The following is a 17,723-nucleotide window of genomic DNA, read 5'->3' as shown; positions in this document are numbered from 1 at the left end:
TCACATGTCAGAACTAATGACCCCCGGGGTGTACATCAGGGAACAAAATGCATTCCCAAGCTCCATCGTCGCGGTGGCTACCGCCGTCCCCGTGTTCATCGGCTACACCGAAAAAGCGGAGCGATTCGGTAAATCTTTGGTCAATAAACCAACCCGGATCACCTCTTACGCAGAGTACCTGGAAAACTTTGGCGCAGGCATCAAACAAACATTCACATTGGCAGACCCCGATCCTAAAGCCAAACAGGATACCATCATCGTAAATGGTAAACATGTGGTACTGACTCCCAATGATAAGTTCCGGGCTTATCTCTATAACAGCATACGCCTATTCTATGCAAATGGTGGTAGCATCTGTTATATCCTCTCCGTAGATACCTATGGAGATAAAACAGCGGGCTTTGATATCAAAGCAGAAGATTTTATAGGAAGCAAAGACAAAGAAAGCCCTCTCAAAATCCTCGAAAAAGAAACAGAACCGACCCTCATCCTAATGCCCGACGTGACCGTATTAGATGCCGATACCGTATACAAAACCATCTATCCAGAAGTACTCGCACATTGTGCCAACATGATGAGCTGCTTCGCCCTCCTGGATGTCATAGAAGCACAGCCAACCGACACCACCAGCACACAGATACAGGCATTCCGTGATGGGATAGGCACCAGCTTCCTCAACTATGGCGCTGCCTACTACCCCTGGCTCCAAACCGGTGTCGTACAGCCGTCAGAAGTAACCTTCGAAAACCTGGACGCCGCTATCGACCTCACCGCCACACTACCCGAGCCCGCTGTTAAAAGCATCACCAGCAAATATAAAGAGGCGGGTAAAACAGATAAAGCAACCAACAAAAACTACCACCAATCCTTACTTGCAGCTAGCCCCACCTATGTGGGTATCATGGACCAGCTAAGGGCCGAACTGAATAAACTTCCCCCCAGCGGCGCCATCGCAGGTATATATACCCTGGTAGACAATAACAAAGGTGTTTGGAAAGCCCCCGCCAACGTATCCCTGGCTATGGTCAACAAACCCCTCATCAACATCTCCAGCGAACAACAGGAAACACTGAACATAGATGTGATCTCCGGAAAATCTGTTAACGTAATCCGGCCCTTCCCCGGCGTAGGCACACTCGTATGGGGCGCCAGAACACTGGATGGTAACAGCCAGGACTGGAGATACATCAACGTGAGAAGAACACTGATCATGCTCGAACAGTCCATTAAACTAGCCACCCGCTCCTACGTGTTCGAACCTAACAACGCGTCCACCTGGGTGACCGTACAGGGCATGATAGAGAACTTCCTCAACAACCTCTGGAAAGGCGGCGGCCTCGCAGGCGCTAAACCGGAAGATGCTTACCAGGTACAGGTAGGACTGGGCGCCACCATGACACCACAGGATATATTAGATGGAAGAATGCTGATATCCGTAAAAGTAGCATTGCTCAGACCTGCAGAATTCATCGTCATCACATTCCAGCAACTGATGCAACAATCTTAACCTTATTACTTATCTCATTAAAAACTTACTACTATGTCTGATAATGGTGCAGCACAATCAGCCGCCACCTGGCCAATGGTTAAATTCTCGTTCCAGGTGAAATGGGATGACGCAGAGATCATCTTCCAGGAAGTATCCGGCCTCACTTCCGAAACACAGGTCATCGAATACCGCGGCGGCAGCAGCAAAATATACTCTACCGTTAAAATGCCGGGTATACAGAAATTCAATAACGTCACCTTTAAAAAAGGTACGTTCAAAGGCGATAAGACCTTGTGGACCAAATACGCAGGCATCGCCATGAACACCTACAAAAGATCCACCATACTGATCAGCTTACTCGACGAGAAAAATGAAGTCGCCATGAGCTGGACCCTCAAAAACGCATTCCCCGTTAAGATCACCGTAACAGATATGAAATCAGATGCAAACGAAGCCGCGATCGAAACCATGGAAGTAGCACACGAAGGGTTGTCCATGACCAATCCTAAAGTATCCTCCGAAGGATAATACCTCTCCTGATAATTGAACCTGCTGCCGCTGTCCTTTAAGACAGCAGCAGCAGGTACTTGTTCATTAAAACCAATTGTATGCCGGCAAACCAAATGGCAGATTATTATCCCCCCGTAGGCTTTTACTTTAAAGTCATGGTACAGGGGTTTACCGGCGACAACGAAGGTAGCTTCCAGGAAGTCAGCGGCCTTTCCGTAAAAATGACACCACTTGAAGTAACAGAAGGAGGGGAGAACCGATTCGTCCGTCGCCTCCCCACACCGCCGAAATATGAAAACCTTATGCTCAAAAGAGGCATGCTGCAGGGATCACCGCTCATAAGCTGGGCACAAGACACATTTCAGCTGTTCAAATTCACGCCCAAAGTGGTCACGGTATATCTCATGTCACCGGGTAGCACTTCACCAATATCCGTCTGGCAATTGGTCAACGCCTACCCAGTAGCTCTCAATGTATCACCGTTTAAAGCAGAACAAAACAACTTGGTAATAGAAACATTGGAACTCACCTACGATTACTTTACCAAAACATCCTAACGTATGCCGATAGAAATAAGAGAACTGGTGGTAAAGGTCACCGTTGAAGATAAAAAACCACAACAACGCGAATCCCTTCCCCCGCAGGAACTGGATACGTTGAAAGAACAGATCATCGACGAATGCCTGCAGAAATTATGGAAAGGTCTTAACCGCAATATGGAAAGATGACAGGCTCAGGTTCATTACAAAAACTCGAAATAACCGGCTATTCCGACCCTTCCGCCGAAAGTGGATTGGTAGGCTCCATCCAGGCCGTGATCAATCCTAAATCGTATAGCATCAATTATACCGCCAGGTATAAAAAGACGGGAGAAAGCGGCGCCAGCGCACCTACACAGGTGTTCTCCAGCATGGAGTCCGGTTCCATCGACCTCGAACTACTGGTAGATGGTACTGGTATTGTCAAACTGGATGGAGGAACCGTAGAAGCCTATATAGAAAAGCTCAAAGGGGTAGTCTATGATTACCAGGGAACAGAACATCGCCCTAACTATCTAAAGATCAGCTGGGGCGGCACTGCACCCATATTCATCGGGGTATGCTCAAGCATCAAAATAGAATATACCTTGTTCAATCCCGATGGATCACCATTGCGTGCGATCGTTAGACTAAGCGTCCTCGAATCAGTGGCCTTCAGCGAAAAACTGATGAAGTCCAAAAAGAGCTCCCCCGACCTGACACATGTCCGCACCGTCAAAGCAGGAGATACACTGCCCCTGATGGCATTCCGCATCTATGGTCACGCTTCCTGGTATATGGAAGTAGCCAGGATCAACGGACTGAACAGCATTCACGATATTCAACCGGGAGACGAGATATATTTTCCTCCGCTAAAGAAATAGCGCATGTTAGCATCACCGATAGATATTACAGATCCTACGCTCCGATTCACCGTTACAGCCAATGGGACAACTATGCAGGACCTATACCCGGTCATTGCCATCACCATACACCATGAAGTGAATAGAATATCCTACGCGGAAATACTACTCTCTGATGGCTCCGTATCAGAAGATAGCACCGCCTCCGTTAGCCAGGATGGCGTAGTACCCGACTTCCCTGCCAGCGACAGCGAGTACTTTATACCTGGTGCCATCATAAAGATCACAGCAGGGTATGGTAACTCCGCAGAAGCCCTACTCTTCAGCGGAATAGTAGTGAAACAGGCCATACAGGTCATGACAGATGGCAGCTTCAGATTACAGGTAACCTGCAAACATAAAGCCGTAAAACTGACCCTGGGCCGAAAAGATGCCGTGTTCGCAGACGAACTCGATAGTAACATCATCAGCACCTTGATATCTGACGCCGGACTGTCCGCCTCCGTAAAAGCAACCTCCGGAATAAATGAAATCACCTTCCAGAAATTTGCCACAGACTGGGACTTCCTCCTGGCAAGAGCCGAATTCAATGGTTATATCATTACCCAGGCGCCGGAAGATATCGTGGTCGGTCCCCCGGCAGTGTCCTCCAGCGCCATATTGAGGGTCGCATTCGGAGAATCCATTATCTCCTTTCATGCAGAACTGAATGCCGAAAAACAACCGCCTTCCCTCTCCGCTGCGGCCTGGGATCCCCGCCAACAAACATTGGTCAACTCCCAGGCAACAGAACCTACCATCAACAAACAGGGTAACATGGCAATGAATACGCTGGCAGGTACACTCGGACAACCGGCACAACAGCTCACCTCCAATACTCCCATGTTGCAAAACGAATTGCAGACATGGGCCAATAGTACCCTGCTACGCGCACGCCTGCAGGCTGCCCGCGGAAACGTATCCTTCATGGGAAATGCCACCGTACTACCCAACACCCTCATCGAACTGCAGGGCGTAGGCACCCGCTTCAGCGGCGACGCCTACGTATCAGCAGTCACCCATACACTGGAAGATGGTAAATGGACAACCGACGTCCGATTCGGCCTGGAAAGCAAGGCGATCTATGAAAAAGAATACTTCTCCGGATATCCCGCCAACGGACAACTACCTGCCATCAACGGCCTGCAGCTGGCTACAGTAGTAGCCATCTCAGAAGATCCGGGCGCAGAATACCGCGTTCAGGTGAAATTAGCCTCCATGGCTGAAGGCCAGACAGGCACTTGGGCCAGATTAGCCAACTTTTACGCTACTTCCAACGCCGGCGCTTTCTTCTACCCAGAGGTCGGAGATGAAGTAGTGATAGGTTTCCTCGAAAGCGATCCCAGATACCCCATCATATTGGGATGCCTGTACAGCCAACAGAAAACACCGCCTTTCACACCGGCAGATAATATGAACTATACCAAAGCACTAGTCACTAAAGCCCAACTGAAAGTCACCTTCGACGATGAGAAAAAAGTGATCACCCTGATTACGCCGGGTAATAACACCATCGTACTGAGCGATATGGATATGGGAATTAAGATCACAGATCAGAATGGCAATAATATCACTACAGCGGCTTCCGGTATCACCATCACCAGCGTGGCCAATCTCGATATAAAAGCGTCTGGCAAAATAAGCGTCAACGGCGACCTGGGTATCACCTTGTCATCACCGATGGACGTTGCCATATCCGGACTCAATGTCAATAATACCGCTCAGATGGCCTTTACCGGCAGCGGTAACCTGTCCGCTCAGGTGTCCGCATCAGGTACTACCATCATCCAGGGCGCAATCGTAATGATCAATTAAATCACTAAAAAAATAACTTATGGGACAACCGGCCGCAAGACTCACTGATATGCATACATGCCCCCTGGTAACCGTACTGGTACCGCATGTAGGTGGCCCCATCGCAGGCCCCGGAACTCCAACCGTGTTGATCGGAGGCCTCCCCGCGGCCTGCGCCGGAGATACCGCCGTATGCGTCGGCCCTCCGGATATGATCGTCATGGGGTCCTTCACCGTATTGATCGGTGGCAGACCAGCCGCCCGCATGGGCGACCTCACCGCTCATGGAGGGACCATCGTCCTCGGATTTCCCACCGTATTAATAGGTTAACATATGCTGCCAGAAGTAAGATCATTCCTCGGAACAGGCTGGAGCTTCCCTCCCGCCTTCGATAAAACAGCGGGTACCGTACTAATGGTATCCGATATAGCAGACATCGAAGAAAGCATCCGTATCATCCTCGGTACCATACGTGGAGAACGTATCATGCAACCCGAATTCGGCTGCAACCTGCATAAACTGGTGTTTGAAGTCGCCGACTCCAGACTCATCAGCGAACTCAATCACATTATCTATCACGCATTACTCAACTATGAACCAAGGATCAACTTCATCAATGCTACCGTAGAAGATCGCACTTTCCAACAGGGTGCCCTATATATACAATTACACTTTACCATCATCGCCACCAATACCCGGCATAACATGGTATACCCATTCTACCTCATAGAAGGAACTAACCTGCCGGAAGAAGAATAAAATTCCCCGGCATATTCCGCAGCTATACTATTAACGATATGTGGAGCAGGACTTATGGATAATTTTTTTGTACATATACAGGATGGCATTAGCCAGGCAGAAAGGCAACTCGAAACGTTGATGCCTGAATATGTTAAAGTGGATGATAGGTCCTCTCAGGAACTGATCAGGTACCTCTCTCACCTGTCCACCCAGTTTACCTATTACAACTTTAACAATATACCGGAAGGAGACTGGCGGGAATTCTTTTCCTCCGATCTCATCATCCTCATGATCTCTGCCGGTGCCCTGGATTTTACCGCTTATGAAGAGCAATACCTGCGCATACGCGAAACCATGCAAAGCACCGGCTACAGCGAAATCGCATTCCATGCTACCAAAGCATTTTTTGAACTGCTGTACGACATCGGATTGCTGCTGATGAACTTCCTCAGCCAACTGCAACATGCCGACCGGACCTATCATATCTGGTCCTACCTGCAGGCCGTAATGGTCAGTGTAGAACAAGATATGACCAGGCTGCTGCATTGCGAAGAAACCGTGCAGCAACTATTCCCCCGCGAAGCCAAAGAACATCCGGGTGGCTTTCGTACATTAAGCGTACAGACAGCTTTACAGCAGCTCTTCCCGCATGCAGTCAAAACCCGCCAGGATACCGCCTTCTCATTCGAAGGATATGCCACACTGGAAGAAATATACAATAACTACCGCGCGATCTTCTACCAGCTGACAAAATCTGCACAGGACTACCTTAACGCACCAAGAGAAGCCCCCGTACACCACCCGCATACCGGTCTCTTATTTACTTTCACAGACCTGTATCAATACCTGCAGCAACATATCAATCAGCTGCCCCTACGGCACCTCAATCTATACTACCGGAATATATTAGGAATAACACAAAGAAACCCGGCCCCCGATCAGGTGCATGTATGTTTTGAGCCGGCACCTAATGCAAGAACAATCGTCATTCCCGTAGGCGAACAGCTCATAGCCACCTTACAGCCAGATGCCCCGGCATTGACCTATAAGATGCTTGAACCACTCAAAGTACAGCCAGTACAGATACAGGCACTACATACCTTGTTCGAAAGCGACTACCTGCAGGTAAGCGCCCAGTCCGTGAAAAATCAGGATATACGCGAAGCACAACATTTTGCCGATACGCCTAATATACTACCTCCCGTCACATTCACAACAGAACATCCTAACATAAACACCTGGCCCCTGATGGGAGAAGACCAGCATGACCGCTCCCCGGCACAGCGTACCATGAGCGATACCGATATCGGGTTCATCATCGGATCGCCTGTCCTGTTCCTGCCGGAAGGCCGCCGAAGCATACACCTGTCCCTGTATTTCGATATGCTCACGTTTCAACAACTACTGGCATATGTACACAACTATGCTGCAGTGGTCGGAAGAAGGGTCGACATCGTCATGGGAGAATTATTAGCTGGTGCATTCCAGATAAGCTATACATCAGCCGCCGGCTGGCGACAGGTAGAACGTTATAGCGCACAATGCTGGATGAATAAATCAAATGCCCGCAGCCTCGAGATCAGCTTCATACTGGAAACAGCAGAGCCCCCGGTAGTCGTATATAACCCGGTCATACATGGCGGACAATACAGCGCCGCTAACCCATTGTTACGCCTGCTGCTCAACAATGCCAGCGCACATCATCCCTATTCATTCCTCCGGCATCTCTTACTCGAAAGGGTCGCCGTAAATGCTAAAGTCGTCGGCTTCCGTTCACTAAAACTCTATGGCATGACGGGCGAACTCAACGCCGCCAACCCTTTTTATCTGTTCGGTACACAGCCCGCCGTCGGCGCTTTCCTCGATATTCGCAGCACCAACGTATTCAATAAGTATACCCGGAACTTCAATATCAGGATCAACTGGCTGAACCTCCCTAGAGAAAAAGATGGCTTTGACAGTTACTATGCAGCCTATCGCGCCGGAATGACAAATAATGCATTCCAGGTAGGCATCAGCGGCCTCAATGATGGAATGTACCTGCCTAAACCAGACGACCAGCAACTCTTTCACTTGTTCGAAACCACTCGCGATAACGAAGGTAATATCCACCTGTCCGATACCACCCGCATACGTGGTATAGACTTCCGGAAGATCACCTTCCCGGAAGGAATGCTGCTGTCCGCAGACGCAGACACACTCAAAAACTTCTACAACAACGGCGTGGTACGCCTGGAATTAGCCCGGCCTTCCGAAGGATTTGGACATAACCTGTTCGCTCAGATATTTCCGTCCGCAGTGATGGAAAATGCCAAAAAGAAACGGAAAGGCCCGTTACCCAACGCCCCTTACGCCCCCATGGCTAAATCCATCAGCATTAACTATGAACTGGAACATGCTGAAATACTGATCGGCGTTAACGGTTCTAAAAAAGAAATAGAAACAGAAGTATTCCATGTCTGCCCCTTCGGATGCCAGCAGGTATATCCCAGAAGCGGAGGAAACATCTTCCCACTACTACCCGATTTCGAAAACCAGGCTAACTTATACATCGGCTTCAACGATCTCATCCCGCAGGAAGAACTCAGCCTGCTCTTCCAGTTGAAAGAAGAACACTACAGCAGCACCGTCCTGGATGCCCCGCTCATAGAATGGAGCTACCTCGACGAACAGGGATGGAAGCCTTTCACACAGGAACACATACTCTCCGATAGTACCCGCCATCTCTCCGGTACCGGTATCATCAAACTAAAAATACCGGCTGGCATAAAAAAAGGAAATCCCCTGATGGACCCTTCCCTGTACTGGCTGAGAGTAGCACAGAAAAAAGCAGGTATCATCCACCCCAGAGTAATAGGCATATTCCCCAATGCAGGCATAGCCGAAAGGATCATCGATGAAGAGGGAAGTAGCCTGGAACAACAACTGTGGATACCTGGCAACGCTATCAAAAAACTAAAATCAGACTTGAAGACCATACAGAAAATATGGCAGCTGTTCCCTTCGTTCGGTGGCAGAAAACGAGAGTCTGACAAAGAATACTATACCCGCGTCAGCGAAAGATTACGCCATAAACAACGCGCACTCACCAGCATCGATATAGCACAGGTAATGCTGCAGACATTTCCGGAAGTAGGAATCGTAAAAGTATTCTCCGCCACAGAAGCCGAACAGTACGAGTTTAATACCGATGCAGACATTCGTATGGTCGTCGTCCCGCGGCAATCAGATAATGGGAAATTCCTCTCCGCAGAACCCAAAGTAGCACTAACAACGTTGTTCCGTATCAACCGCTTCGTACAACAAACATTATTTCCTTCCCTGAAAGTAGAAATCAGAAACCCCGTATACGAGAAGGTTAAGGTCGTCTGTCAGATCAAATTCGAAAAAAGCAACGTCCATAACAATAGTTACTACCTGACCAGGCTCACAGAGGATATTCGCCAGTATATCTGCCCCTGGCTGTTTGACGAAGCCTCCAGTTTGAAAATAGGCAGTAATCTGTACCGCTCCGAACTGATGAATTATATACATAAACTACCCTATGTGGAATATGTTACCGCATTCTCATTGGTACATGTCTATATGACCACACATCCTTTCAACGGACGGAAAATCGGCCATGTAATAGATACCGCCCAGGGCGATATCCCATTCATCCGGCCCTCCGTAGCAGAGGGGGTGTTGATCCCTTCCGACCAACACCTCATCACCGTATTGGGCGATAAATATGAATACCAGGAACAACAACCACTAGGTATAGGTATGTTACAGATCCATGATGAACTCCTGATCGGTAAAGCTAAACAAGCCTCGCCACCACCAGAGATCATTCCCCGTGAAATATTGGATCAGGAAGAAATGCTCACCATCACCATCAGTAGTGCCGGCAGATAACAAGTAAATAACACTGGCCCCTTTATAAAAATATACGCATATGGACGATATAAAGAACAATAAAATATACAGAAGAGAAGAACTCAAACAGTACTTCAAAAATGGCGTAATGCCTAACGAAAATCACTTCGCCTACCTGATCGATTCCACGATCAATAAGCATGAAGATGGATTTCTAAAGGACGAACAGAATGGCCTCCTCATATCTACATTAGGACAATCCAGACGCCTGATCTCTTTCTATCGCACCACCGACGACCTCGATCCCTTTTTCCTGATCGAAAAGGAAGAAGGACAACAACCCGGCTTGCGCATGCAACCCTTCGACACAGGCAGACAAGAAACCGGACAAGATGAAAAAAGCTTTTTCTTCCACCTCGATGGTAGCTTAGGCATAGGCAAAAAAGCTAGCCCGGATGTTAAAGTAGATATCAACGGGTTCGTTGCCATGCAAGGACGTACAGGCACCTTCAAAACCGGAAAGATCGCCGCCAATGGCAAATGGCAAACCATCCTGGCCGACCTGGACAATTGTCAGGCTTTTGAAGTGATCGCCCGGACCGGCAAAAAAGGTACCGGCCGCTTCGCCATGATGCATGCCTATGCTGTCAGCGCCTTCGGCGGACGACATAATAAAGTCCGCCAAAGCTGTGCCTTCTTCGGATTCTGCTGGAATAAAATAAAACTACGTTGGAAAAAAGGTCATACACATAATTATGAGCTGCAACTGCGCACCAATAGCAACTATGGCGCTGGCATAGATGTATACTACCAGATAGCCAGACTATGGAGCGATGAACAATTCCTGCCGGATGAATATTACTACTAAACAGGAACTATCCGAAAAATGATACGTTATGACAGCTATTAAACCTGTACAACTGGAACGTATACCCGGACCTCCCTCTACAGACTATGCCTTCCTGCGTAAAAAGGCTATAGAAAAAGTACAGGAACTATCCGGCAGAATATGGACAGATTACAATATCCATGACCCGGGGATCACCATCCTCGAACACCTGTGTTATGCCATCACAGACCTGGGTTACAAAACAGATTTTCCAATAGAAGATATCCTGGCCGACAAACATGGAAAGATAGATGGAAAACTCCATAGCTTCTTTACTAAAGCAGATATCCTGACTTCCGGACCAGTCACCGCCAACGATTATCGCAAACTGGTGCTGGATGAAATTGATCAGATAGAAAATATATGGATAGAACAACCAACTGCCAATAACACCAGGGCAGGTTGTGATAAAGGACTGTTCAAGGTTTTTGTACAGGCAGAAGATGAAACCGCCGTGCGGCTGCAGGAAAATCCCTCTGCTGCAGAAGCCGTTATCAATTTGGTTAAAGAATGCCTGCATACACATCGTAATATAGCACATGACTTCGAAACACCCAGGCTCCTCATCCCGCAGGATATCTATATTAAAGCAGAGGTAATGGTAGACTGGCGAAAAGACGCCCAGGCCATCACCGCCAAGATCTGCAATGCATTCGAATTTACTATACACCCTCCCGTACGGTTCTTTACAGAAACAGAACTATTACACATGGGAGTATCCATAGAACATATATATACCGGCCCGCTGCTGCGAAAAGGATTTGTAATCGATACCGACCTCAAACCGCGTATAAAAAGAGTAGATCCCGCAGAATTGATCAAAGCCGTATCAATGGTAGATGGCGTTATTAAAGTGAAATCGCTGCTCATCGCCGGCGAAGATGGACAATACACCAGCAGACCAATCGATGTAAAAGAACAACATTATCCCTTTATTCGAATATCCTCTGAAATGCATGATATCCGGATATTTAGCGATAAATATGAAGAACGGAGTAAAGATGCTGCATTCTGGAATACTTATCAACAGGTGAAGATCGTGGCAAAACGTAACTTTGTAGGCCAGCGAACCGGCAACCTGCTACTGTCCCTGAATGGACAATATCGCGATATCGGTACCTATCATTCCATACAACACCTGTTCCCACACATCTATCACACCGGCGAATATAACCGCTTGCCCAAAGATGCACCGCTGCCAGAACAGGCACAGGCCAGACAATTGAAAGCATACCTGCTCTTCTTCGAACAACTGATGGCAAACTACCTCGCTCAGCTGCAACAGATAGGAGACTTCTTCGCACCCGTTACCGATGATCTGTACCCCGCTACCTATGCCGTTCAACCGCTCTACGATGTGCCTTATATAAATGAACTATTGCAGGCCTTTAACAATAAAGGTACAGATAAGACAAGCACAGGATGGGAATCATTTATGGCAGATAAGAATAACGAATACGTCAGAGCATTAAAACAGGGGTTGGAATCAGATCTCACCTACCGTCAACGCAAACACAAAATACTCGACCACCTGCTCGCTCGCTTTAATATCCAGCTGCATAAATATTTTGTAGTATTATACGAACAATTCTATATCACCAGAACCGGCAGCAAAAGGATCAATGCTGCGCTGAAATGGAAATCCGATATACTGACTCACGTAACCGGATTGACCAGCAAACGCGTACAATCATATAACTATCTCCGGTATGATGGAAGAGAACCCCTGCCAGGATACGATACACTGCTGTATAAACTATTACACATCACCAGCGATAAACAACAACCGCTGACAGCCGTATTTGATACCCCAGCCTGGAAAGTCGCAGTAGTCGGCCGTACAACAGATACACCCGCTATCTGGTCAGAACGCATCTATCAACAAAAAGAAGAAGATATCAGGGTGCTGGTGCCCGAACATAGGCATGCAGACCGCCGCTACGATTATGGACAACAACCGCTATCTTTCCTCAGGATGGGCCTTGACCTGGCAAACTATCGTATTATATCTGACGAAGAAAACAAAGAATACCTGGTGATCTATAAACAGGAAAAACAACCAGTATGGACCGCCGTCATCAGAGAACGCAATAAAGATCAGGCAACAAAGGCACTCAAACACATGATCCGGCAACTGCAACAGATCAGTGTTAGCTCAGAAGGATTCTACGTCGTAGAACACCTGTTGCTACGCCCACATCTCGATGATAAGGCATTTGGATTCAGAATATTGAATAAAGATGGGAGACGTTTAATGACACAGGTGGAATGGATGTCATTCGAAAAAAGAGAGGAGCTGGTGCAGCAGCTTATAGCCCAATTTCCCGCACAGACAGAAGATACCGCCGTAGAAATATTCGACCGCTGGAGCGATCGTTGTAAAATATATATGAGAGTAGGTAATCACTCAATCGTTATCACCCGCGGACATTTTCAGGACGAAGAACTACGTCACATAGCCATTAATACAATAGAAGAATTGTTGTTTAACCTGACAGAACTTAATCAACATCCGGAGCATCAAAGACAGATACAGTACTATGTAAAACATGATGATCGGAATATCCTGAATGAAGACTTCTTCAAATTCAGAATGTCGATGTTGTTCCCCGCTTGGCCGGCAAGATTCCAGGTACCCGAATTCAGAGTGGCTGCACAGGAACTCATAAAGGAAAACACGCCGGCACAAATAAAATTGACATACAAATGGCTGGGAGTAGCCGCTATGCACGAATTCGAATCCTACTACTTCCCATGGAGAGAAGCAATGCAACAACAGGAGGAGGACACCGCATCATTTAGATATCAACTGACAAAAACAGCCTTGATACGTTACCTGGCAGATGAAAAATACCTGGCTCCCGCATTTTGACGTATGAATGAGCAACACAAACATATTATCCGTGAGTTTAAAATGGATGCACGCTACCTGTCAGGTAATATGGGATATGCAATGCAGGAACGACTTAGCAATCTGTTTCATCATCACCTGGCTGCCGTTACAGAAAGGGCGTTTAATATGATGACGCCTGAAGACCAGGTGTACGCCATCGGACAACTGGAGGTCGACCTCGGCACAGTAGCCGAAGAAGACCTGGAAGCGCTGTTGCCGGAAAGATTGCTGCAGGCACTGCAGGACGCACTGAAAAATCTGTTGTCAGAAAAAGAATATGCATCAACCACGCAGATAGAGGCCGTAGTAGCCAGCAAAAAAACAGTCGACAGGAGATACGAACTGCTGGAATATTATCTGCTTACCGGAGCGGTACCCTGGTGGGCTAATGCATCAGAACGGCAACATCCCGATACATTGATCCGGCAATTACTCCAGGAAGATACCGGAAGGATGCCTGCTTTCCTGTTGGATATTGCAAAACGATCACAGGCACGTAAACGAATGGTATACCAGTTCTCCGAAGAAACCATCAGGGATATCATCAACTTGCTGGCACCGGCAGAAAGCGCCTTTATATTTGAATACAGCGTAGGGATCGTAAAAGTGCAGCAAAAGAAACAGGTGATACAAACGGAAAGCGATGAACTGCAGAAAGCTGTATGGCTTTTTATTCTCCGCTATCTCGCAGAAGAACATGGCAACGAATTCAATCGCCGCCAATTTCTCCGAAGTAACCTGACAGCACTGGCCAGGCACTTTAATACTTCTTATCAGCAACTATTGCAATTGTTCTACGACGGATTGCAAAACTATCAACATACCATTGCGCCAACCGGCTTGATCTATTTTATTACACAGCTATATAAAGAAGATAACATCGCCGGTCCGGACAAAGAAGAAGATCCGTCCAGTACCATAACAGACAATATAGACGATCCGGTAACACAGTGGTCAGTACTGCAATACTACGTTCAGCATGGCTCCCTGCCTCATTGGGCAAAGCATTATACACGCAATGAATTAAAAGAGATGGCGGACACCCTTGCCTCAAAACAAATATACCGACTGGCAGAATGGTGGATGTCCGCCCTGCCATACCAGGAGTGGAGAGAACGGATGAAAGATATCTTCTCCGCCACCTTACAGCGTACATTACTGGTCTGGGCTTACAGCGATCAGTCCGCATTGTTGGAATACCACCTGGAACAATTACAGGAATGGTACGCCAGCGCCCTGGTGGCCTCCTCTCAACAACACAAGCTGGTACAAGAGCTGTGGGACGAAATCGCCATTACACCACAGTCATCACCAACTACCTGGCTAGCCCGGCATTTGCATAATATGTTACGCAAGTATCCGCAACAGACACGTCTGGCTATAGACAAACAACGCCAATCATCACCATACCTTGTTTCATCGGAAATAGCGCAACAATGGAGTCAGTGGGTAGCAGATAACATGCCTGGCGAAGAAGTAAATAATGACCTCGCCGTAAACAAGTCCCCAGCACGATCAGGGGAATACATATATACCGGCCTGCTGAAAGACCTGTTATTATACCAGCTGACAACAGGTGCCATACCCTGGTGGGGAAAACAGTATGCACATTACGCGATTGATAGCCTGATCCAACAGCTGCTCGAACAATCCCCCGGAGATGTACTTACCATAATGAGGTATATAGGCAACAACCACACGATCGTATCGCGTATATTATCACAGGTCAGGATAGATACCTTGTTTAAGATCATCGCGGTCACAGATACACAGGCAGTAGCCGCACGCAGTTATGAAATACTATATAACGCTATCCTCAATAATGTATCACTATTCCGGATAACCCCCGCCCAATGGAAAACCTCCCTGGTACTGGCAATATGGCAATCCTGGTTGCAGACCGGAGATGCACCGCTGCAAGCCCATACAATACTACAGGCAACCCTGAGAAGACTATCCGTAGAAGCAGGCATCGATTTACCCGCTATCTACTATGTCTGGAAACAAGCATTGAGAAGTATACAGCTGCAGGATACATTAATAAGTGATTACTTCATATGGCTGGATAAATGGAGCAAAGCAGAAGAACTGGTGGAAGAACAGGTAAGAGAACTTACCAGGAGTTGGGAGATGGAAATACTGAAGGAACCGCAGTGGCTCTGGAGCATGGTATTGTCCGGTTATACACAACAACAGGATAGGAGAGATAATGCAGCGGCCAGGCCCGCATTGGAGTGGCTGGAATACTACCTGCTGTATGGACAACTTCCTTCCGAAGCAGGTTCCTACTCCGGATCAGTTACCACCTGGCTGACAGGTCGGTTGCTGGGCTGGTTACAGGCCTTTTTCCCAGGCCTGCTACGCGAACGGAAAATGAATTGGAATATACAACCCGCCGTACCTCACCACCTGCTGAAATTGTTATCTGTACCAGATACACAGGTAAAGATCCTGGTAGAAAGCTGGCTTTCAGACCTGCTGGATTTATCATGGATAACGCTAGCTACAGAAGAAGAAAAAAATAGAAATGAACGTAGCCGCCTTGCTACAACAGTGATCGGCGCTGGCCCCAATCTGCTGCGTAAGCTCCGGCAATTTGATACCCTCAATACAATAACAGAACAACATGACCTGCTGGCCGAAATAAAAAACCTGCTGCAGCATTTCCTGCAAACAGGCAACGGACCGGAAGGATGGTCAACTTGGCCTTTGGCACTTAGAAATGAAATGCTATGGCTGGCCCTCCGGTTATGGTATCAGCAACAACCATCACAGGTGCAGGACCTGCTCGAAACTCCCGGCCAGCAGCTGGAAGCCAGGTTACAACTATTCGCATTGTTCACAACACCTGGCAGCCACAACCTGCCTGCCGCATGGCTCCAACAACTGACAGCATATGAGCAGGTTGACCAATTGAAATGGTGGGCAACATTGCAATCGCCTGCTGCAGTAAAAAACGAACAGCTCAGTGACCTGATCTCACTCGTAAAGGAAACGTGTAGCAAAAACTTGCAGGAACGACGACGTATCTATAGCAGCTTGTTACAACAACATAGTATGATCCGGCTACTGGCCACCGGATTGGACGACGTGGCATTTCATAATATCCTGTCAGATACGGATACATATGGCAGTTATAACCTGTCAGCCGCTTATACCACCTGGCACACCTATTTCGCCGGCATCATAACAGATAGCTATGAAAGAGAACGCTTGCAGATACTATTCCGTGAATACAATCTTGGACTACTAAATAGGGAATATCATATCGCCGGATCAAAAGAGTATTTACAACAATTCCTGCAATGGTTATCTGGTCGCGAAATGCGGACGAGCCGATATCTCCTGGATAAGCTGCTGGAAGCATATGAAGAGGGCGAAAACAATGATACAGCAGCCTACCAAGCATCCGCATCCGTAACAATGCACAAAGTGATTACAGCGATGTACTCCGAAATACTGGCCGCAAAACGTCAGTTGATACAACAGGACGAGAGCTGGCAAGACCTGCATAAAAAGTCCGCACCGCAAACAGAGATAACATCTCCCGCTGGCAATAAAGCGCCGGAAGAACAGACATTAATCACCGGGCAACAGCCCGCTTCCCTTGATATCAGAGACGATAAACTATATGTCAACAACGCCGGCTTGATCCTCCTGCATCCGTTCCTGCCGTTTTGTTTTACACAACTGGGCTGGCTGCATGACGGACAGTTTGTAGATCAAGCCGCACAGCAACGAGCCATCCATTTGCTGCAGTATATGGCTTGTGGACAAGAAGGCCATGCAGAACATCTGCTCACCCTCAACAAGATCATGTGTAATTATCCACTGGAAGAAACATTACCCTATGAAGTAGCACTCACAGGTGCTGAAAAAGCAATGGCAGACCAACTGATAACAGTAGTGATGACTAACTGGGATAAAATGAAAAACGCTTCTATAGATGGTTTCAGAGGCTCCTTCCTGATACGGGACGGCGCATTATGGAAAGAAGAAGAAGATTGGTGGCTGAGAGTAGAACCCAGGGGATATGACATACTTTTGCAATCATTACCTTGGGGAATAGGCATGATCAGGAATGCCTGGATGCCCAACTACATATATACAGAATGGACATACAATTAA

Annotated in this window: 12 protein-coding genes; all 12 read left to right on the top strand. The window is 47.6% G+C overall.

Annotated elements, in window-relative coordinates; translation table 11 throughout:
• Nucleotides 1-4 precede the first annotated feature (4 nt).
• The 12 genes from KTO58_RS13410 to KTO58_RS13355 all read left to right on the top strand — a co-directional run bounded on the left by KTO58_RS13410 (nucleotide 5) and on the right by KTO58_RS13355 (nucleotide 17,723).
• Nucleotides 5-1,507 (top strand): phage tail sheath family protein, encoded by a 1,503-nt coding sequence (locus KTO58_RS13410; protein WP_095838885.1) that lies wholly within the window; start codon nucleotides 5-7, stop codon nucleotides 1,505-1,507.
• Between the two features lie 33 nt (nucleotides 1,508-1,540).
• The gene (locus KTO58_RS13405) at nucleotides 1,541-2,017 is read left to right on the top strand and encodes a phage tail protein (RefSeq protein WP_095838886.1); all 477 of its coding nucleotides are present in this window, start codon (nucleotides 1,541-1,543) and stop codon (nucleotides 2,015-2,017) included.
• A gap of 80 nt (nucleotides 2,018-2,097) precedes the next feature.
• A complete protein-coding gene (locus tag KTO58_RS13400; RefSeq protein ID WP_198314915.1) occupies nucleotides 2,098-2,556 on the top strand; it encodes a phage tail protein in 459 nt (152 codons plus the stop codon).
• A gap of 3 nt (nucleotides 2,557-2,559) precedes the next feature.
• Nucleotides 2,560-2,727 (top strand): DUF5908 family protein, encoded by a 168-nt coding sequence (locus KTO58_RS13395; protein WP_157752978.1) that lies wholly within the window; start codon nucleotides 2,560-2,562, stop codon nucleotides 2,725-2,727.
• Nucleotides 2,724-3,401 (top strand): CIS tube protein, encoded by a 678-nt coding sequence (locus KTO58_RS13390; protein WP_095838887.1) that lies wholly within the window; start codon nucleotides 2,724-2,726, stop codon nucleotides 3,399-3,401. Before KTO58_RS13395 ends, KTO58_RS13390 begins: the two co-directional genes overlap by 4 nt.
• 3 nt (nucleotides 3,402-3,404) lie before the next feature.
• Nucleotides 3,405-5,234: a type VI secretion system tip protein VgrG gene (gene vgrG, locus KTO58_RS13385; RefSeq protein WP_095838888.1), complete on the top strand. Its 1,830-nt coding sequence runs from the start codon at nucleotides 3,405-3,407 to the stop codon at nucleotides 5,232-5,234.
• Nucleotides 5,235-5,253: 19 nt separating this feature from the next.
• On the top strand, nucleotides 5,254-5,544 hold the full coding sequence (locus KTO58_RS13380) for a PAAR domain-containing protein (RefSeq protein WP_095838889.1): 291 nt from the start codon (nucleotides 5,254-5,256) through the stop codon (nucleotides 5,542-5,544).
• 3 nt (nucleotides 5,545-5,547) lie between these two features.
• On the top strand, nucleotides 5,548-5,973 hold the full coding sequence (locus KTO58_RS13375) for a GPW/gp25 family protein (RefSeq protein WP_095838890.1): 426 nt from the start codon (nucleotides 5,548-5,550) through the stop codon (nucleotides 5,971-5,973).
• A gap of 54 nt (nucleotides 5,974-6,027) precedes the next feature.
• Nucleotides 6,028-9,852 (top strand): baseplate J/gp47 family protein, encoded by a 3,825-nt coding sequence (locus KTO58_RS13370; protein WP_095838891.1) that lies wholly within the window; start codon nucleotides 6,028-6,030, stop codon nucleotides 9,850-9,852.
• 40 nt (nucleotides 9,853-9,892) lie between these two features.
• Nucleotides 9,893-10,681 carry a hypothetical protein gene (locus KTO58_RS13365; protein WP_095838892.1) on the top strand — a complete coding sequence of 263 codons (789 nt, stop codon included), beginning with the start codon at nucleotides 9,893-9,895 and terminating at the stop codon, nucleotides 10,679-10,681.
• Nucleotides 10,682-10,709: 28 nt separating this feature from the next.
• Nucleotides 10,710-13,574 carry a baseplate wedge protein gene (locus KTO58_RS13360; protein WP_095838893.1) on the top strand — a complete coding sequence of 955 codons (2,865 nt, stop codon included), beginning with the start codon at nucleotides 10,710-10,712 and terminating at the stop codon, nucleotides 13,572-13,574.
• Nucleotides 13,575-13,577: 3 nt separating this feature from the next.
• Nucleotides 13,578-17,723: a contractile injection system tape measure protein gene (locus KTO58_RS13355; protein WP_095838894.1), complete on the top strand. Its 4,146-nt coding sequence runs from the start codon at nucleotides 13,578-13,580 to the stop codon at nucleotides 17,721-17,723.

The sequence above is a fragment of the Chitinophaga pendula genome, assembly GCF_020386615.1.
Taxonomy (GTDB): Bacteria; Bacteroidota; Bacteroidia; order Chitinophagales; family Chitinophagaceae; genus Chitinophaga; species Chitinophaga pendula.
Note: the sequence above shows the minus strand (reverse complement) of the source record. Positions and strands in the feature narration are given on the sequence as shown.

Excerpts from the sequence above, each read along its gene's own strand:
- KTO58_RS13365 (WP_095838892.1), top strand. The coding sequence starts at position 9,893 with ATGGACGATATAAAGAACAATAAAATATACAGAAGAGAAGAACTCAAA.
- KTO58_RS13390 (WP_095838887.1), top strand. The coding sequence starts at position 2,724 with ATGACAGGCTCAGGTTCATTACAAAAACTCGAAATAACCGGCTATTCC.
- KTO58_RS13375 (WP_095838890.1), top strand. The coding sequence starts at position 5,548 with ATGCTGCCAGAAGTAAGATCATTCCTCGGAACAGGCTGGAGCTTCCCT.
- KTO58_RS13410 (WP_095838885.1), top strand. The coding sequence starts at position 5 with ATGTCAGAACTAATGACCCCCGGGGTGTACATCAGGGAACAAAATGCA.
- KTO58_RS13355 (WP_095838894.1), top strand. The coding sequence starts at position 13,578 with ATGAATGAGCAACACAAACATATTATCCGTGAGTTTAAAATGGATGCA.
- vgrG (WP_095838888.1), top strand. The coding sequence starts at position 3,405 with ATGTTAGCATCACCGATAGATATTACAGATCCTACGCTCCGATTCACC.
- KTO58_RS13370 (WP_095838891.1), top strand. The coding sequence starts at position 6,028 with ATGGATAATTTTTTTGTACATATACAGGATGGCATTAGCCAGGCAGAA.
- KTO58_RS13400 (WP_198314915.1), top strand. The coding sequence starts at position 2,098 with ATGCCGGCAAACCAAATGGCAGATTATTATCCCCCCGTAGGCTTTTAC.
- KTO58_RS13405 (WP_095838886.1), top strand. The coding sequence starts at position 1,541 with ATGTCTGATAATGGTGCAGCACAATCAGCCGCCACCTGGCCAATGGTT.
- KTO58_RS13380 (WP_095838889.1), top strand. The coding sequence starts at position 5,254 with ATGGGACAACCGGCCGCAAGACTCACTGATATGCATACATGCCCCCTG.
- KTO58_RS13395 (WP_157752978.1), top strand. The coding sequence starts at position 2,560 with ATGCCGATAGAAATAAGAGAACTGGTGGTAAAGGTCACCGTTGAAGAT.
- KTO58_RS13360 (WP_095838893.1), top strand. The coding sequence starts at position 10,710 with ATGACAGCTATTAAACCTGTACAACTGGAACGTATACCCGGACCTCCC.